Origin of the sequence: Pseudundibacterium arcticum, from assembly GCF_042646465.1 — a bacterium.
In the GTDB taxonomy this organism is placed as follows: Bacteria; Pseudomonadota; Gammaproteobacteria; order Burkholderiales; family Burkholderiaceae_D; genus Undibacterium_A; species Undibacterium_A arcticum.
This window is the reverse complement of the sequence record NZ_JBHRTP010000055.1, coordinates 14,693-31,088: the sequence shown is the minus strand read 5'-3', so window position 1 is coordinate 31,088 and position 16,396 is coordinate 14,693. Positions and strand designations below refer to the sequence as shown.

General features: G+C 61.1%; 14 protein-coding genes and 2 pseudogenes. 8 read left to right on the top strand and 8 right to left on the bottom strand.

From position 1 onward, the window contains the following. Window positions 1-82: 82 nt before the first annotated feature. Entirely contained in the window at window positions 83-637 is a 555-nt protein-coding gene (locus tag ACFOFO_RS17895) for a cob(I)yrinic acid a,c-diamide adenosyltransferase (protein WP_390332249.1), read from the top strand. A gap of 71 nt (window positions 638-708) precedes the next feature. On the opposite strand, the gene ACFOFO_RS17890 is transcribed toward ACFOFO_RS17895, so the two are convergent. The 4 genes from ACFOFO_RS17890 to ACFOFO_RS17875 form a co-directional block, all read right to left on the bottom strand. Next, window positions 709-990 carry a DUF2164 domain-containing protein gene (locus tag ACFOFO_RS17890; RefSeq protein WP_390322332.1) on the bottom strand — a complete coding sequence of 94 codons (282 nt, stop codon included), beginning with the start codon at window positions 988-990 and terminating at the stop codon, window positions 709-711. 179 nt (window positions 991-1,169) lie between these two features. Next, window positions 1,170-3,053: a 1-deoxy-D-xylulose-5-phosphate synthase gene (dxs, locus tag ACFOFO_RS17885; protein WP_390322331.1), complete on the bottom strand. Its 1,884-nt coding sequence runs from the start codon at window positions 3,051-3,053 to the stop codon at window positions 1,170-1,172. Window positions 3,054-3,132: 79 nt separating this feature from the next. Then, window positions 3,133-4,050 (bottom strand): polyprenyl synthetase family protein, encoded by a 918-nt coding sequence (locus tag ACFOFO_RS17880; protein WP_390322330.1) that lies wholly within the window; start codon window positions 4,048-4,050, stop codon window positions 3,133-3,135. After that, the gene (locus ACFOFO_RS17875) at window positions 4,047-4,292 is read right to left on the bottom strand and encodes an exodeoxyribonuclease VII small subunit (protein ID WP_390322329.1); all 246 of its coding nucleotides are present in this window, start codon (window positions 4,290-4,292) and stop codon (window positions 4,047-4,049) included. The genes ACFOFO_RS17880 and ACFOFO_RS17875 overlap by 4 nt, the downstream gene beginning before the upstream one ends. 341 nt (window positions 4,293-4,633) lie before the next feature. On the opposite strand from ACFOFO_RS17875, the gene ACFOFO_RS17870 reads away from it, so the two are divergent. From ACFOFO_RS17870 to ACFOFO_RS17860, 3 genes are all read left to right on the top strand, one after another. Continuing rightward, entirely contained in the window at window positions 4,634-5,734 is a 1,101-nt protein-coding gene (locus ACFOFO_RS17870; RefSeq protein ID WP_390322328.1) for an aromatic ring-hydroxylating oxygenase subunit alpha, read from the top strand. Between the two features lie 441 nt (window positions 5,735-6,175). Then, window positions 6,176-7,147 (top strand): DMT family transporter, encoded by a 972-nt coding sequence (locus ACFOFO_RS17865; protein WP_390322327.1) that lies wholly within the window; start codon window positions 6,176-6,178, stop codon window positions 7,145-7,147. Between the two features lie 73 nt (window positions 7,148-7,220). Then, window positions 7,221-8,075: a sulfurtransferase gene (locus ACFOFO_RS17860; protein ID WP_390332247.1), complete on the top strand. Its 855-nt coding sequence runs from the start codon at window positions 7,221-7,223 to the stop codon at window positions 8,073-8,075. 27 nt (window positions 8,076-8,102) lie between these two features. Here the strand turns inward: ACFOFO_RS17860 and ACFOFO_RS17855 are convergent. The 4 genes and pseudogenes from ACFOFO_RS17855 to polA form a co-directional block, all read right to left on the bottom strand. After that, window positions 8,103-8,555: pseudogene (locus ACFOFO_RS17855) on the bottom strand (ZIP family metal transporter); the annotation flags it as partial. A gap of 120 nt (window positions 8,556-8,675) precedes the next feature. Next, window positions 8,676-8,810 (bottom strand): annotated as a pseudogene (locus ACFOFO_RS17850) (ZIP family metal transporter); the annotation flags it as partial. A gap of 260 nt (window positions 8,811-9,070) precedes the next feature. Continuing rightward, window positions 9,071-9,955 carry a dienelactone hydrolase family protein gene (locus tag ACFOFO_RS17845; RefSeq protein ID WP_390322324.1) on the bottom strand — a complete coding sequence of 295 codons (885 nt, stop codon included), beginning with the start codon at window positions 9,953-9,955 and terminating at the stop codon, window positions 9,071-9,073. A gap of 310 nt (window positions 9,956-10,265) precedes the next feature. Beyond that, on the bottom strand, window positions 10,266-13,046 hold the full coding sequence (gene polA / locus ACFOFO_RS17840; RefSeq protein WP_390332244.1) for a DNA polymerase I: 2,781 nt from the start codon (window positions 13,044-13,046) through the stop codon (window positions 10,266-10,268). On the opposite strand from polA, the gene ACFOFO_RS17835 reads away from it, so the two are divergent. From ACFOFO_RS17835 to ACFOFO_RS17820, 4 genes are all read left to right on the top strand, one after another. Beyond that, window positions 13,047-13,784 carry an LOG family protein gene (locus ACFOFO_RS17835; protein ID WP_390322323.1) on the top strand — a complete coding sequence of 246 codons (738 nt, stop codon included), beginning with the start codon at window positions 13,047-13,049 and terminating at the stop codon, window positions 13,782-13,784. 67 nt (window positions 13,785-13,851) lie between these two features. Further along, window positions 13,852-14,283 (top strand): DUF2782 domain-containing protein, encoded by a 432-nt coding sequence (locus tag ACFOFO_RS17830; protein WP_390332241.1) that lies wholly within the window; start codon window positions 13,852-13,854, stop codon window positions 14,281-14,283. Between the two features lie 135 nt (window positions 14,284-14,418). After that, the gene (locus ACFOFO_RS17825; protein ID WP_390322321.1) at window positions 14,419-15,375 is read left to right on the top strand and encodes a homoserine kinase; all 957 of its coding nucleotides are present in this window, start codon (window positions 14,419-14,421) and stop codon (window positions 15,373-15,375) included. Then, a complete protein-coding gene (locus ACFOFO_RS17820; RefSeq protein ID WP_390322320.1) occupies window positions 15,375-16,187 on the top strand; it encodes a BPSS1780 family membrane protein in 813 nt (270 codons plus the stop codon). The genes ACFOFO_RS17825 and ACFOFO_RS17820 overlap by 1 nt, the downstream gene beginning before the upstream one ends. Window positions 16,188-16,396 lie beyond the last annotated feature (209 nt).

Sequence of the window (16,396 nt, the reverse complement as noted above, 5' to 3'; positions counted from 1 at the left end):
GGCGATGTCCCAGTCCAGCATACGCCAGACCCGGCATTTTTGCCGTATCCTGACTGGTTTCGGACTTTGAATCGAGCAAAAAATGGGCAACAGACTTTCGAAGATCGCCACCCGCACCGGCGACAAGGGCACCACCGGACTCGGGGACGGTAGCCGGACCGACAAGGACAGCTTGCGGGTGCACGCGATGGGTGACGTCGATGAACTCAATTCGCAGATCGGCCTGATGCTGTGCGAAGAACTGCCGCCCGCATTGCGCGAGGAGCTGATCTCGATCCAGCATGACCTGTTCGACATGGGCGGCGAGTTGTGCATCCCCGGTTACACCATGATCACCGATGCGCAGGTCGCGCGCCTCGATGCGCTGCTGGAAAAATACAATGCGGATTTGCCGCCGCTCAAGGATTTCATCCTGCCGGCTGGCTCGCGCGCCGCGTCGCAATCACATGTCTGCCGCACGATCTGTCGCCGTGCCGAACGCGCCATCGTCAGCCTCGGCAAATCCGAGACCATCAACGCTGCGCCACGACAATACATGAACCGCTTGTCCGACCTGCTGTTCGTGCTGTCGCGCGTGCTGAACCGGTTTGCCGGCGGCTCGGATGTGTTGTGGGAGAAAGAACGCGAGCGGGTATAACAAGCTTGCAGAGGCAGTTGCAGATAGTTGCAGCCTCAGGTGCAGCCGCAACAATCGGTCTGGAAATCGTTTTACTTCTTGCCGCGCTGCGCCGTGTTTCTGGCTGATTTATGCCAGTAGTCGAATTCAGGCGCATGGCAACTGATTTCCAGATCCTGTACCTTTTCCAGCATATACGCCTGCGCATCTGCGATGGCCTGGTTGTAAATGCTGGGGCCGATTTCTTCGACAACATAGTGCAGCAGCATGCTGGCTTGCAGCTCGCCGATATCGCCATCCATGTTCCGCGCGAAGTAGCGCTGGATCGACCCGATCAGTTGTTGCTCGACTTCTTTTTTTAATTTGATTTCCAACACCTTCTCCTGACTGCGCTCGCACGCAGCTGTCAGTACAACAATATAACCATCGGCGCCATGCGCCAATGCCGGTCAGATAAGCCCGTGGCCTGAATAGCGCATCAAAGGACTTGCCTGCACCATACAGTCAGGCCGCGCGCCGCAGCCTGACTGTATGGTGCAGGATAGATTGCTTATTAACAGGCGGCTTTGACCACCAGATGCGGCGCGTCGGTGCCGAAGCGCTGCCTGATCGCAGCGGCGATACCAGCAGCATCCAGACCGTTCAATGCGAGCAGCCGTGCCGCATCGCCATGGTCGATAAACTTGTCCGGCAAGCCCAGTATCAGCAGCGGCTTGACGATCCCGGCGGCGGCCAGCGTCTCGGCTACCGCGGCGCCGGCACCGCCCATCGTCGCGCCCTCTTCGACCGTGACCAGCGCATCGTGGCTGTGCGCCAGCTGTGCTACCAGCTCAGCATCCAGCGGCTTGATGAAGCGCATGTTGGCAACCGTGGCGTCGATGCCTTCGGCCGCCGTCAGGCTCGGCGCCACCATGGTGCCGAACGCCAGGATCGCGATGCCCTTGCCTTGGCGCTTGATTTCGCCCTTGCCGAGCGGGATCGTGTCGAGTTGCTTGCCGACCGCGGCACCGATACCGGCGCCGCGCGGGTAACGCACTGCCGCCGGCCCCGGATACTGGTAGGCGGTCGACAGCATCTGGCGGCATTCGTTTTCATCCGAGGCCGCCATCACGACCATGTTCGGAATGCAGCGCAGGAAGGCCATGTCGTAATTGCCGGCATGGGTCGCGCCATCGGCACCGACCAGCCCGGCGCGATCCAGCGCGAAGGTGACGTCCAGATTTTGCAATGCGACGTCGTGGATCAGCTGATCGTAGGCGCGTTGCAGGAAGGTCGAATAAATCGCGACCACCGGCTTCAGTCCCTCGCAGGCGAGGCCAGCGGCGAACGTCACCGCATGTTGCTCGGCGATGCCGACGTCGAAATAACGGTCCGGGAACTGCTGCTCGAAGCGCACCATGCCGGAGCCCTCGCGCATGGCCGGCGTGATGCCGATCAATTTTTTGTCCTGCGCCGCCATATCGCACAGCCAGTCGCCGAACACCTGGGTATAGGTAGTCTTGCCGGCAGCCGCGGGCTTGATGCCTTCGGCCGGGTTGAATTTTCCCGGGCCGTGGTACAGCACCGGATCGGCCTCGGCCAGCTTGTAGCCTTGCCCTTTCTTGGTCACGACGTGCAGGAACTGCGGCCCTTTCAGATGCTTCAGGTTCTGCAGGGTCGGGATCAGCGAATCGAGGTCGTGGCCGTCGATCGGACCGATGTAGTTGAAGCCGAATTCCTCGAACATCGTGGCCGGCACGATCATGCCCTTGGCGTGTTCCTCGAAGCGCTTGGCGAGCTCACGCATCGGCGCCGGCAACATCGATTTGCCGACCTGCTTGGCAGCGGCATAAAACTGGCCGGACATCAGTCGCGCTAGATAACGGTTCAGTGCGCCGACCGGCGGCGAGATCGACATGTCGTTATCGTTCAGAATCACCAGCAGGTTGATGTCTTCGACCACGCCGGCGTTATTCATCGCCTCGAACACCATACCGGCCGTCATCGAGCCATCGCCGATCACCGCAATCGCGTGCGGACCGTCTGGTCCGGTCTGGCCTTTAATCTTGGCAGCCAGTGCCATGCCAAGCGCCGCCGAGATCGAGGTCGACGAATGCGCGGTGCCGAAAGTGTCGTACTCGCTTTCGTCGCGGCGCGGGAAACCCGATATGCCGTTTAACTGACGCAGCGTATGCATCTGATCACGGCGACCGGTCAGGATCTTGTGCGGATAGGTCTGGTGACCGACGTCCCATACGATGCGATCGCGCGGCGTGTTGAACACGTAGTGCAGCGCGATGGTCAGCTCGACGGTGCCGAGATTGGACGACAGATGACCGCCGGTCTTCGACACCGAATCGAGCACGTAGGCGCGCAATTCATCGGCCAGCGGCTTCAGCTGCGCACGCGACAGCAGGCGCAAATCGGCCGGGTCATTGATCTTGTTTAACAAATCCATATTGCAACTCATTTCATAAAAACAGCGTGCGCGAACGTCCGATGCGTGATGTTAACCGGATGCAGGTCGAGGTCTACCTCTAGGCCTTGCGCTGCACGATCAGGTCCGCCAACTGGCGCAGGCGCTGCGCTTTGTCACCGAACGACTGGATCGCCTGATGCGCATCGTCGCGCAATTTTTCTGCCAGCAGCCTGGACGGCTCCAGGCCCAGAATCGACACATAGGTCGGTTTATTGTCGGCAGCGTCCTTGCCCGCGGTCTTGCCCAAAGTGGCGGAATCGGCGGTCGCATCAAGCACGTCGTCGACCACCTGAAACGCCAGCCCGACCGCCGTCGCATAGGCATCGAGCGCGGCCGTTTGGTCGGCATTCAGGTGCTGGCCGGCCATCGCACCGAGCAACACCGACGCCCGCAGCAAGGCACCTGTCTTCAGCTGATGCATCTGCTCCAGCTGGGCCAGGCTCAGGCTGACGCCGACACTGGCCAGATCGATCGCCTGGCCGCCGCACATGCCGTTGGATCCGGCCGCATGCGCCAGCAGCCGCAGCATCGGCAGCGTGGTTACAGGGCTCGCCGCAGTTTCCGACAGCACCAGAAACGCCTGGGCCTGCAAGGCATCGCCGACCAGCAATGCGGTCGCCTCGTCGTATTGCACGTGCACGGTCGGTTTGCCGCGGCGCAGCGCGTCGTCGTCCATGCACGGCATGTCGTCATGCACCAGCGAATAGGCATGGATCATTTCCAGCGCCGCGGCGGCGCGCGTCATCGTGTCGACCGGCGCATCGAACAAGGCACCGGCGCCAAATACCAGGAGCGGCCGAACCCGCTTGCCGCCGTCCAGCACTGCGTAGTGCATCGCTTCATGCAAGCGCTGCGGCGCCTGTGTCACGGGCGGCAGAAAGCCTTGCAATGCGACTTCAATCGCGGCCTGCACCGATTTCATCCAGCCATCGAAGGCCGCCTGCGTCTGCGCCAGTGGCTGCGGCAGCGCACTCATGACGGCTCCTCGTCGACGGCAAACGGCTTCAGCATCTCGCCTTCCAGCACCTTGACCTGGCTCTCGACCTTGTCCAGTTGCTGGGCGCAATACTTGACCAGTTCAGAACCGCGCTTGTAGGCGGCGACCGAGGCTTCCAGCGGCAATTCGCCGCCTTCCATGTCGGCGACCAGACGATCAAGCTCGGCCATCGCCTCTTCGAACGAAGCTGGCTGCTGCGGATCGGATTGTTTCTTTGGCATGGGCATCCCAGTCGTGCAGAGTTCAGTGTAACCCGTCATTTTAGTGCAAACCATCGCATTGGGCTAAGGCAAAGCGTCGAATCCGCGCGGTTCGGGCTGAAATCGGACGATCGTGCCTGCCCGACATTTTTTTATGGTCGATTTGGCATCCATTTGCGGCTTGCCGACACAAACTCGCGGTTCAATTGCCCACGCAACGACATTTCTCAAGCTGGCGGCTTGCAAATGCTCTAGGGTATAATCGCCGGTTCTGTCCAAAATTGCCGTTTCATATTATTTGAAATCTGGTCTTTGCGGATTCTTTCTCTCTTTGGTTGGTGTAACACATTAGGGGGGTGGGGATGTCCGACCTGGCTAATCTCGCCAAACTCGCGCGCTCTGACGCGCAACTTCCGGTCCACGTTTACTTTGATGACGCGCTGTTGCAGCGCGAAACCGAGCAATTGTTCAAGCAGGGTCCGCGCTACGCCGGCCATGAGTTGCAGGTGCCCAATGTCGGCGACTTTGCCACCTTGCCGTGGGAAAACGAAGGCCGCATGCTGGTGCGCAATGCCCACGGCATCGAATTGCTGTCCAATGTCTGCCGCCACCGTCAGGCCCTGATGTTCAATGGCCGCGGCAATGCGCACAACATCGTCTGCCCGTTGCACCGCTGGACTTACGACCTGAAGGGTGAATTGATCGGCGCGCCGCATTTCAGCGAAACGCCCTGCCTGAACCTGTCCAAGAGCCAGCTGCAGAACTGGAACGGCCTGCTGTTCGAGCAGAACGGCTATGACGTGATGCAGAAAATGGCGCAACTCGGCGCCACCAGGGACCTCGATTTCTCCGGCTACATGTTCGACCACGTCGAAATCCACGAGTGCGACTACAACTGGAAGACCTTCATCGAAGTCTATCTGGAGGATTACCACGTCGAACCGTTTCATCCCGGCCTTGGCAGCTTTGTCAGCTGCGACGACTTGCGCTGGGAATTCGGCGACGGCTACAGCGTGCAGACCGTCGGCGTCCATCAAGGCCTGCAGAAATCCGGCTCGGCCGCCTATCAGAAATGGCAGGAGCAGGTGCTCAAGTTCCGCAACGGCGACGCGCCGCCGTATGGCGCGATCTGGCTGACGCTGTACCCGAACATCATGGTCGAGTGGTACCCGCACGTGCTGGTGGTGTCGACGCTTTGGCCGGACGGCCCGCAGAAAACCAGAAACGTGGTCGAGTTTTACTACCCCGAAGAAATCGTGCTGTTCGAGCGCGAATTCATCGCGGCGGAACGCGCCGCCTATATGGAAACCTGCGACGAGGACGACGAGATTGCGCTGCGCATGGACGCCGGCCGCAATATCCTGATGCAACGCGGCGTCAATGAAGTCGGGCCCTACCAGTCGCCGATGGAAGACGGGATGCAGCATTTCCATGAGTGGTATCGGAAACAGATTGCGGTGTAAGCGCTGACTTGGCTAACTTTTAGATGAAATTCCGTCGGCTGGTGGCATAGTGCGCGGCTACACAACCTCAGTCGTCCCAGCGCACGCTGGGACCCAGTGTCTTATCCGACCGCCGGTTGACGATTCAGAAACATTGCGCAGATTGATTTCGACTGAGCGCAACGAACGCCGCTGGATCCCAGTGTGGCCGCAGGCCAGTTTATCCTGAGCCCGCCGAAGGGCTGGGATGACCGCGTTGTTAGCCACTCCGTAACCAGTGCCGACAGCCGAATCACCATGTACATCGACAAAATAACGGGAGTATGCCTTAAAATATACCGCCTCCCGCTTATTCTATAAGCGGTGTTATCATATACACCGTGCAGTATTTTTTCACGCCTGAGCACCAAAGTAACACGTCGTCCGACCAATTTTAATCCCCCACCCCACCCATTCCAATCCATGCAATCGCTCTGGATGCTATTCGCCAGCTTCGTGTTCGCCATCATGGGGGTGTGCGTCAAGCTCGCCTCCGATCTGTATTCCACGTCCGAAATCGTGATGTATCGCGGCATCGTCGGCGCGATCATGATGTTTTGCCTGGTCAAGGTCCAGCGCGGCACGTTCAGGACGCCGCTGCCGATGCAGCATCTGTGGCGCGGCGCGATCGGCGTCACCGCGCTGTGGCTATGGTTTTACTCATTCACCAAGTTGCCGCTGGCGACTGCGATGACGCTCAATTACATGTCGCCGATCTGGATTGCGACAATCCTGTTTGCGGTCGGTTGGTGGCGCGGCAAGAGTCGCTTTGAATGGGGATTGACGGCGGCGATTGTGTTCAGCTTCGTCGGCGTCACGCTGCTGTTGCGGCCGTCGATGCACGCCGATCAATGGTTCGGCGGCGCGGTGGCGCTGGTGTCGGGCATGCTGTCGGCGCTGGCCTATCTGCAGGTGCGCCATCTGGGGCAACAGGGCGAGCCGGAGTACCGCGTGGTGTTCTATTTTTCGGTGGCCGGTCTGGTCGCCGGCCTGTGCGGCACGCTGCTGCCGGCGTTCAGCCACGGCACCGCGCCCGGCGCGATCCAAGGCAGCGCAGCGCCGATCTGGCACAGCCACAGCGCCAAAGGGATTCTGCTGTTGTTGGCGATCGGCGTCAGCGCGACATCGGCGCAGATGGCGATGACGCGCGCCTACCGGCTCGGCAAGACGCTGGTGACCGCCAATCTGCAATACACCGGCATCGTGTTTTCCAGTGTCTGGGGCTTTCTGGTCTGGGGCGACGTGTTTGGAGGCATGGGCTGGATCGGCATGGGCGTGATCCTGTTGAGCGGAATTGCGGCGACGTTCTACAATACCCGTAACGCTACCGCTGCGCCGGTGGTTGCGCGGCGCGAAGCCGATGTCGTGACTGACCCGATCGCGGCCGAAGTTTAGCAGCCTGATGCCAAGCCTCGCCGGAAACGGTCTGTTGCAAACCATCACTACAACTGTTGATATGGAGTCCATCATGCGCTTCACCACCCTGATTTCCGCCGTCAATCTGGCGCAGCACCTGGCCGACGACGACTGGATCGTGCTCGATTGCCGGCATGATCTGGCCGCCCCGGCGGCGGGCCGCGACGCCTATGACCAGGGCCACATCCCGGGTGCCCAGTTCGCCAATCTGGACCGCGACCTGTCGTCAGCCAAAGTCGGCCGCGACGGCGTTTTCCGTGGCCGCCATCCGCTGCCCGAGCGCGCCGCCTTCATCGCGACCCTGCGGCGCTGGGGCATCAGTGACAGCACCCAAGTGGTGGCCTACGATGCCCACGGCGGCGTGTACGCGGCGCGGCTGTGGTGGATGCTGCGCTGGGTCGGGCACGAGGCGGTGGCGGTGCTCGATGGCGGCCTGCCGGCATGGCAGGCGCAACACTTCGGCCTGTCTACGTCGGAAGCCGAGGCTGCGCCCGGCAATCTGAGCGAGCGGCCGCCGCTGGCGCACACGGTCGATGTCGGCACCGTGCTGGCGAACCTGAGCAGCCAGACCCGCACCGTGCTCGATGCGCGCGCACCGGACCGCTTCCGCGGCGAGAATGAAACCCTGGATCCGGTCGGCGGCCATATCCCGGGCGCCAAGAATCGCTTTTTCAAAGACAACTTGCAAACCGATGGCCGCTTCAAGCCGGGCCATACGCTGCACGAGGAGTTCAGTCCCTTGGTCAGCGATCCGGCCAAGGCCATCAGCCAGTGCGGCTCGGGCGTGACCGCCTGCCACAACCTGCTGGCGCTGGAAATAGCCGGCCTGCACGGCGCGGCGCTGTATCCGGGCTCGTGGAGCGAATGGTGCGCCGACCCGGCGCGGCCGGTGGCGACGGGGCAGTAACAGTTGATCTGGCGGGCGCGGCGCGGCCTAGCGATGCGCGTGCCCGGTCAAAAAGAACACGATCGCGACACCGGCCGCAATTAACAACACTTGCGGGATCGTCTCGCGCAGGGTCGCCCGGCGTTGCATCTGCGGCATCAGGTCGCTGACTGCAATGTAAATGAAACCCGACGACGCAAACACCAGCACGAATGGAATCACACCGGTCGCGCGCTCCAGCGTTACATAACCAAGTATCCCGCCGACCACCGCCATCAGGCTGCAAATCAGGTTGTACAGGTAAGCGCGGCGGCGCGTGAAACCGGCGTTCAACAGCACGATGAAGTCGCCGATTTCCTGCGGGATCTCGTGCGCGATGATCGCCAGGCCGGTGACGATGCCCAGTTTCGGATTGGCCAGAAAGGCGGCGGCGATCAGGATGCCGTCGGTGAAGTTGTGCAAGCCGTCGCCGACCAGGATCATCCAGCCGGCCTTGCCGGCCTCGGCCTTGTCGTGGCCATGATGATGGTGATGGCCGTCGCCCTCGTGATGGTGCGAGTGGCGCAGGATCGCCAGCTTTTCCAGCAGGAAAAAGGCCAACAGCCCGGCCAGCAAGGTGGCAAACAGGTTGTGCGCATCGGCCTGCGACTCGAACGCCTCGGGCAGCGCGTGCAGCAGCGAGGTCGACAGCATGATGCCGACCGACAGGCTGACCATCCGTTCGACCACCTTGGACAGCAGTGCAAACGAGAAAATGGCCGCGGCGGTAATACTGAAGACGCCGGCGATGGTGGTGGCCAGCAGGATGGATACGAGTGTGGAATTAATTTTGGACCTCTGTTTTTAGCGGACTTGTTGCAAGGTTTGCGCATCGGGCAGCAATGCTATTGCAACTTTTACGCGGCCTATATGCAACTCAGTTGCAAATTAAAACACAAGCTGTGCTTTTCAGCAAATTTCTATAAAAAACGCGACGGCCGGCGTCGCGTTTTTGATCCAGCGTCCAGCGCAACCGATCACGCTACCCCGTGCGCCTTGAACCAGGCCAGCGCCCGCTTCCAGCCATCCTTGGCGTCGGCCTCGACATAGCTGGGCCGGTAATCGGCGTGGAATGCGTGGCCGGAATTGGGATACACGACAAACTCGGATTGATTGCCGCCCTTGGCCAGCGCCGCCTTCATCGCCACGATCGACTCCTGCGAAATGCCGCCATCCTTGGCGCCATACAGACCCAGCACCGGCGTCTTCAGGGTCGGCGCGATATCGATTGGATTTTGCGGATTGTTGCCATTCTTGGCGCCGATCAGCCGGCCATACCAGGCCACCGCCGCCTTGACGCCGGGGTTGTGCGCCGCGTACAACCAGGTGATGCGACCGCCCCAGCAAAAGCCGGTGATGCCGAGCCGGTCGGTATCGCCGCCATTGGCCTTGGCCCACGCCACGCAAGCGTCGAGATCACCCAACACCTGCTGGTCCGAGGCCTTCGACACCACCTTGTCGATCAACTCGGCGATCGATGCGTAGCTGCGCGGATCGCCCTGACGTGCGAACAACTCTGGCGCCAGCGCCAGATAACCTTGTTTCGCGAAGCGGCGCGCCACGTCGGCGATATGCTCATGCACCCCGAACACCTCGGACACCACCAGGATCACCGGCAGCTTGCGCTTGCCTTCCGGCTGCGCGCGGTAGACCGGCACCTGCTGGCCGTCGACCGTGATCGTCACCACGCCGGCGGTGAGGCCGGCGGTATCGGTGTGGACTACGGTTTGCGCGACCACCGGCATGACGGCGGCGGCGAAACCGGTACCGATTGCCGTCTTCAGGAAGCCCCGGCGATCGATGCCACCGGACAATGCCGTTTCGGCAACCAGACTATCGAAATCTTCCTTCAGATGATGCATGGCAATTCTCCTGATGGTCGATGAGTGATGTTGGTTCGATATTATCGAACCAACATCATAATAAGAGCTGGATAAGAACTGGACAATGTCTGCGGTGCCCGCGATGACCGCTCAGGACACCCCAATATTTGTGCCGGCAAAAAACCCGCGTCGTGCCAGCGAACGCTGGCACCCAGTGTCGTTAATTTTGGCAGAACGGATTCCCAAAAACACGCACGGTGCGGATGCCATTGCTACACAACGGACGCCGCTGGGTCCCAGCTTTCGCTGGGACGACCAAGTTTGCATCATCGGCCCACAGATCAGAAAATCAGTGCGCCTCGTCCCAGTTCTTGCCGATGCCGACTTCCGCCGTCAGCGGCACTTTGAGCTGGGCCACGCCCGCCATCAATGCCGGCAGATTTTCCGTGACCAGGGCCAACTCGGACTCCGGCACCTGCAACACCAATTCATCGTGCACCTGCATGATCATCTTCGATTGCAGGTTTTCCCGCTCCAGCCAGTCCTGCACCGCGATCATCGACAGCTTGATCAGGTCGGCCGCGGTGCCCTGCATCGGTGCGTTGATCGCGGCGCGTTCGGCACCTTGGCGGCGCGGCCCGTTCGGCGAGTTGATTTCAGGCAACCACAGCCGGCGGCCGAATACGGTTTCGACATAGCCGCGCGCCTTGGCCTGCGCGCGCGTGTCGGCCATGTACTGCGCGACGCCGGAAAAGCGGGCGAAATATTTGTCGATGTAGTTTTGCGCGGCGGCCCGTTCGATACCGAGATTGCCGGCCAGGCCGAATGCGCTCATGCCGTAGATCAGGCCGAAATTGATCACCTTCGCGTAGCGCCGCTGCTCGCTGCTGACATCGGACGCGGCGACGCCGAAGATCTCGGCGGCGGTCGCGCGGTGGATGTCGATGCCGTCGGCGAACGCGCGCAGCATGTTGGCGTCGCCGGAGATATGCGCCATGATGCGCAGTTCGATCTGCGAATAGTCGGCCGACATGATCACGCCGTCCGGCGGCGCGATGAAGGCTTCGCGGATGCGGCGGCCTTCGGCGGTGCGGATCGGGATGTTCTGCAGGTTCGGCTCATTCGACGACAGCCGGCCGGTCACCGCGACCGCTTGTGCGTAATTGGTATGGACGCGGCCGGTGGCCGGATTCACCATCTTCGGCAACTTGTCGGTGTAGGTCGACTTCAGCTTGGACAGGCCGCGATATTCGAGCAGTATTTTCGGCAGCGGGTAGTCCTCTGCCAATTTTTGCAGCACGTCTTCGTCGGTCGATGGCGCGCCGGATGGCGTCTTTTTGATCACCGGTAACTTGAGTCGATCGAAGAATATTTCGCCGATCTGCTTGGGTGAATTCAGGTTGAACGGCTGTTCGGCCAGCGTATAAGCCTGTTGTTCCAGCGCCAGCAGCCGGGTGCCGAGTTCGTGCGATTGCACGCTCAGCAACGCGCGATCGATCGATACGCCATTGCGCTCGATCTTCTGCAGCACGACCGAGGTCGGGATTTCTATTTTTTCGTAGACATGCGTGAGCCCGGCGTCCTTCCTGATCTCCGGCCACATTGCGTAATGCAGTTGCAGCGTGATGTCGGCATCTTCGGCTGCATACTCGGTTGCGCGCTCGATCGCGACCTGATCGAAACAGATCTGGCCGGCGCCCTTGCCGCACACCTCTTCAAATGTGATGGTCTTGAGACCCAGATGGCGCAGCGCCAGACTGTCCATGTTGTGACTCTTGTGCGATTCGAATACATAGGATTCGAGCAAGGTGTCGTGCACAATGCCGCGCAGCGCGACGTCGTGATTGGCAAAAATATGCGCGTCGTATTTCAGGTTCTGACCGACCTTGGCCTTGGTCGGATCTTCCAGCCACGGTTTCAGCACGGTCAGCACCCGATCGCGCGACAGCTGCGGCGGCGCGTCCTGATACCGATGCGCGAGCGGGATGTAGGCCGCCACGCCCGGCTCGCTGCACAGCGAAATCCCGACCATCTGCGCCGTCATCGGATCGAGCGCGGTGGTCTCGGTATCGATCGAGGTCAGGTCGGCCTGGTCGATGCGTGCCAGCCAGGCGCTCAGCTGGGCTTCGGTCAGTACCGTTTCATATTGGCGCAGTGGCGGATGCGTGGCTGCCTGCGCGTCGGCGCCGTGCTCGAACAGCCCGGCCTGCACCGCCGCGGTCGCGGCGTGCGCCGGCGCGGCTGGCAGCGGGCGCGCACCGGCGGTGGGGTTGCCGGTCAGTTCACGCAACCAGCTCTTGAAGCCGTAGCGCGTGAAAAAATCGACCATCGCCGCCTGGTCTTCCGGCTTTTGGGTCAGCGATTCCGGAATCGAGGCCATGTGGCTGGCCAGATCACAATCGGTCTTCACTGTGATCAGCGTGCGCGCCTGCGGCAGCCAGTCGAGCGCCTGGCGCAAGTTCTCGCCGACCGCACCGCCAATATTGGCGGCGTTGGCGATCACGCCGTCCAGCGTGTCGTATTGGGTCAGCCATTTGACCGCAGTCTTGGGGCCGACCTTGGCCACACCGGGCACGTTGTCGACGGTGTCGCCGACCAGGGTCAGGTAATCGATGATGCGCTCCGGCGGTACGCCGAACTTGGCGATCACGCCGTCGCGGTCGAGCTTTTCGTTGCTCATGGTGTTGATCAGCATGACGTAAGGGTTGACCAGTTGCGCCAGGTCCTTGTCGCCGGTCGAGATCACCGTGCTCATCTCGTGCTTGACGGCATCGACCGCCAGCGTGCCGATCACGTCGTCGGCTTCGACCCCGTCGACCATCAGGATCGGCCAGCCCATGATGCGGACCGCCTCGTGGATCGGTTCGATTTGCAGCCGCAGGTCGTCCGGCATCGATGCGCGCTGCGCCTTGTACTGCGGATACAGATCGTCGCGGAAAGTCTTGCCTTTTGCGTCGAATACGCAGGCCATGTATGCTGCCGGGTAATCGTGACGCAAGCGACGTAGCATATTGATCATGCCGTAGATCGCGCCGGTTGGCGCCCCGTCCGGACTGCGCAGATCGGGCAAGGCATGGAACGCGCGATACAGGTAACTGGACCCATCGACTAACAACAAGGTTTTTTGCATATGGAAGAATCGGGTAAAAATGTGCCGCGGTTGCGGCAGATTATCGACAGGGAGCGCGCGACGTCGCTCAAGGCACGCGAGTCGTGGCATATGTTCACGATTATGGCAGAGTTTATCGAGTCGACCGAGCGTCTTTCCGAGCTGCATCCTGCGGTCTCGATCTTCGGTTCGGCCCGCATCAAGCCCGACAACCCGTATTACACGCTGTGCGTCGATCTCGCCCGGCGGCTGTCGGACGCCGGCTTTGCGGTGATCTCCGGCGGCGGGCCGGGCGTCATGGACGCCGCCAACAAGGGTGCGTTCGAAGGCAAATCGCCGTCGGTGGGCCTGAACATCGAGCTGCCGCACGAACAACAATCCAATACCTGGCAAAACATCTCGATCAGTTTCCGCCACTTTTTTGCACGCAAGGTTGCCTTCGTCAAATATGCGGACGCGTACATCGTGTTCCCCGGTGGCTTCGGCACACTCGATGAAATGACCGAGGCGCTGACCCTGATCCAGACCGGCAAATCGCGCCGGATTCCGGTGATCCTGGTCGGCAGCGCATTCTGGCGCGGCCTGCTCGACTGGTTCCATGCGCAGCTGGTGGGCAACGGCATGATCGCCGCGCAAGACCTGGACTTGATCCAGCTCATCGACGAACCGGCCAATATCGTCGATGCTATCTTCGCATTCTATGAAGCGCGCGATATCGCACCGTCGGACGAGGAACGGCACAAGATGCTGTATCTGTAACGATGACCGGTGCTGTTTGCTACAATGAACCATCACTAATTAGCTCAAATCAAGGCAAACACCCATCATGCGCACCTCCACGTTGTTGCACATCGCCGCCGTCTGCGTCGCAGTTCAGCTGCTGCCGGCCTATGCGCAGGCACCGGCCAAAAACGTGGCGCCGCCGCCACCCAAGCTGGAAAAGATGGAAGAGGGTGAGCAGCCCGCCATCACGATCGCGCCACCCGACAGCGGCACCAAGATCACCGAGAAGCGCCAGCAGGGCAAGGTCACCGAAGTGAAGGTAAAAAGCGGCAAGAGCACCTATTACCTGAAGCCGAACGAGCCGGCCGGCAGCGCCGCGCCGGGCGATGTCCAGAGCAACCAGATTCGTGCCGCAGAGTGGCCGATCCTGGAGTTTGACCTGGGCCGCAAGAAAACCAACCCCAAAGAGGCAGAGCCACCGCAAACCCTGCAGCCGGCCGGGGCGCAACCGACCGCATCGGCACCCAAAAAATAGGCGCCTATAATTCCCGATCGCGACACCGTACTAGTGGTGTTGCGATCGTGCTGCGGCCGTTGGCCGCGGTTCTGGACAAGCTTGCGGCGCAACTATCCTGGCCTCAACTCCGTTTCAACCTTACTCGATCAGCTCATGGCAGTTTTCACCCCGGTCACACTGGATGACCTCAATCAGTGGATCACGCAATTTCCACTTGGCAAAGCAGTCGCGATCAAGGGCATCGCTTCTGGCATCGAAAACAGCAATTTCTTCATCACGACCGAATCTGGCGAGTACGTGCTGACGGTATTCGAGGTGCTGACGTTTGCGCAATTGCCGTTTTACCTGCAACTGATGCGCCATCTGGCCGAGCGCGACGTGCTGGTGCCGGCGCCGGTCGCCAATCGCGACGGCGAGATCCTCCACACGCTGCACGGCAAACCGGCCGCCATCGTCAGCAAACTGGCGGGCAGCCACCAGATGGCGCCCCAGCCGCTGCACTGCGGCGCGGTTGGCGCCATGCTGGCCAGGATGCACCTGGCGGCGCAGGACTTCCCGCTGCATCAGCCCAATCTGCGCGGGCTGGACTGGTGGCGCACCACCACGCCGATCGTGCTGCCTTACCTGTCACCGCACAATCGCGATTTGCTGCTGGCCGAAATGACGTTTCAGCAAGCGTTCGCCGGCACGGATGCCGCCCGCCGATTGCCGCATGGCCCGATTCACGCCGACCTGTTTCGCAATAATGTGATGTTTGACGGCGAGCAGTTGACCGGCTTCTTCGACTTTTATTTCGCCGGCTGCGATAGCTGGCTGTTTGATCTGGCGGTGACGGTCAATGACTGGTGCATCGATCTCGACAGCGGTCGGCTCGACGTGGCGCGGGTCCGGGGGCTGCTCGATGCCTACCATGCGGTACGCCCATTCAGCGCGGACGAGCGCGCCGCCTGGCAGCCGATGCTGCGCGGCGCTGCGCTGCGTTTCTGGCTATCCCGGCTGTACGATTTCCACCTGCCGCGCGAGGCCGAGATGCTGACGCCGCACGATCCGACACACTTCGAGCGTATCCTGCGCGACCGCATCGCCCACCCCGCACCGGATTTGTTTTGATGGCCAACTCAAGTAATAACTCCAGCAACAAGCTCCCCGCACAAACAGGCTGGCTCTGGGTCAAGCAGGGCTTTGCACTATTCCGCAAACAGCCGGCGGAAATGTCGACCTTGTTCCTCAGTTACATGTTCATCATGTTTGGCATCGGCATCATCCCGGTCATCGGCCAGCTGTTGCCGCTGATCCTGGTCCCGGTATTTTCGATGGGTTTCATGCAAGCCTGCGTCGAGATCGAGCAAGGCAGGCGGGTTTATCCCAACCTGCTGCTGACCGGCTTTCGCTCGCCCGCCTTCTTCACCTTGCTGAAGCTGGGCGGCCTGTACCTGCTGGCGGCGGTGCTGGCGGTAGCCGCCTCCAGCGTGATCGATGGCGGCGTTTTCTGGCAAGTGATGAGCGGGCAGATCGAATTGAAGGAGGAAACCATCGCTGGTTCCAATATGTCGGCGGCGATCCTGGTGACCGCCGCACTGTACGTGCCGGCCGCAATGGCGTTCTGGTATGCGGCACCGCTGGCGATGTGGCAAAAGATGGGGCTCTTCAAAGCCGTGTTCTACAGCTTTTTTGCGGTCCATCGCGCCGGCAAGGCCTTCCTGGTGTACGGACTGGCATGGGCCGCGCTGGGCGTGGTACTGCCGACCATCGTCAGCATCCTGTTCGCCGCCATCGTCGGCAAGGCCGGCGCCGCAATGCTGCTGATGCTGCCGCTGTCGATCGTGCTGACGGTCGTGATGTATTGCTCTTTCTACCCCACCTATACCGGTATTTTCGGCCGCCCGGAGCTGCCCTCAGCGGATCAGGAATTGCAAAAATAGTGGGGAGTATGCGCAAGAATTATGCGCTCGCCCGCTATTTCATTGCGGGACATCAATATACTGACCATAGTATTATTCGCGCGGCCCGATCTCACCCAGAACGCCGATCGACGTCGAGCAGTCATCTTGGCGAATTTCACGAACCGGGCTCAACCAAGGGGCGCGGGCGGAATGGTGGGCCGACGTTGCGCCTGGCGCGCAGACGCCGG

What these genes read in the sequence shown, in the direction of transcription:
- ACFOFO_RS17860 (WP_390332247.1), top strand. Translation starts at nt 7,221, where the DNA reads ATGCGCTTCACCACCCTGATTTCCGCCGTCAATCTGGCGCAGCACCTG.
- ACFOFO_RS17895 (WP_390332249.1), top strand. Translation starts at nt 83, where the DNA reads ATGGGCAACAGACTTTCGAAGATCGCCACCCGCACCGGCGACAAGGGC.
- ACFOFO_RS17845 (WP_390322324.1), bottom strand. Translation starts at nt 9,955, where the DNA reads ATGCATCATCTGAAGGAAGATTTCGATAGTCTGGTTGCCGAAACGGCA.
- ACFOFO_RS17870 (WP_390322328.1), top strand. Translation starts at nt 4,634, where the DNA reads ATGTCCGACCTGGCTAATCTCGCCAAACTCGCGCGCTCTGACGCGCAA.
- ACFOFO_RS17880 (WP_390322330.1), bottom strand. Translation starts at nt 4,050, where the DNA reads ATGAGTGCGCTGCCGCAGCCACTGGCGCAGACGCAGGCGGCCTTCGAT.
- ACFOFO_RS17820 (WP_390322320.1), top strand. Translation starts at nt 15,375, where the DNA reads ATGGCCAACTCAAGTAATAACTCCAGCAACAAGCTCCCCGCACAAACA.
- ACFOFO_RS17865 (WP_390322327.1), top strand. Translation starts at nt 6,176, where the DNA reads ATGCAATCGCTCTGGATGCTATTCGCCAGCTTCGTGTTCGCCATCATG.
- ACFOFO_RS17825 (WP_390322321.1), top strand. Translation starts at nt 14,419, where the DNA reads ATGGCAGTTTTCACCCCGGTCACACTGGATGACCTCAATCAGTGGATC.
- ACFOFO_RS17835 (WP_390322323.1), top strand. Translation starts at nt 13,047, where the DNA reads ATGGAAGAATCGGGTAAAAATGTGCCGCGGTTGCGGCAGATTATCGAC.
- ACFOFO_RS17830 (WP_390332241.1), top strand. Translation starts at nt 13,852, where the DNA reads ATGCGCACCTCCACGTTGTTGCACATCGCCGCCGTCTGCGTCGCAGTT.
- dxs (WP_390322331.1), bottom strand. Translation starts at nt 3,053, where the DNA reads ATGGATTTGTTAAACAAGATCAATGACCCGGCCGATTTGCGCCTGCTG.
- polA (WP_390332244.1), bottom strand. Translation starts at nt 13,046, where the DNA reads ATGCAAAAAACCTTGTTGTTAGTCGATGGGTCCAGTTACCTGTATCGC.
- ACFOFO_RS17875 (WP_390322329.1), bottom strand. Translation starts at nt 4,292, where the DNA reads ATGCCAAAGAAACAATCCGATCCGCAGCAGCCAGCTTCGTTCGAAGAG.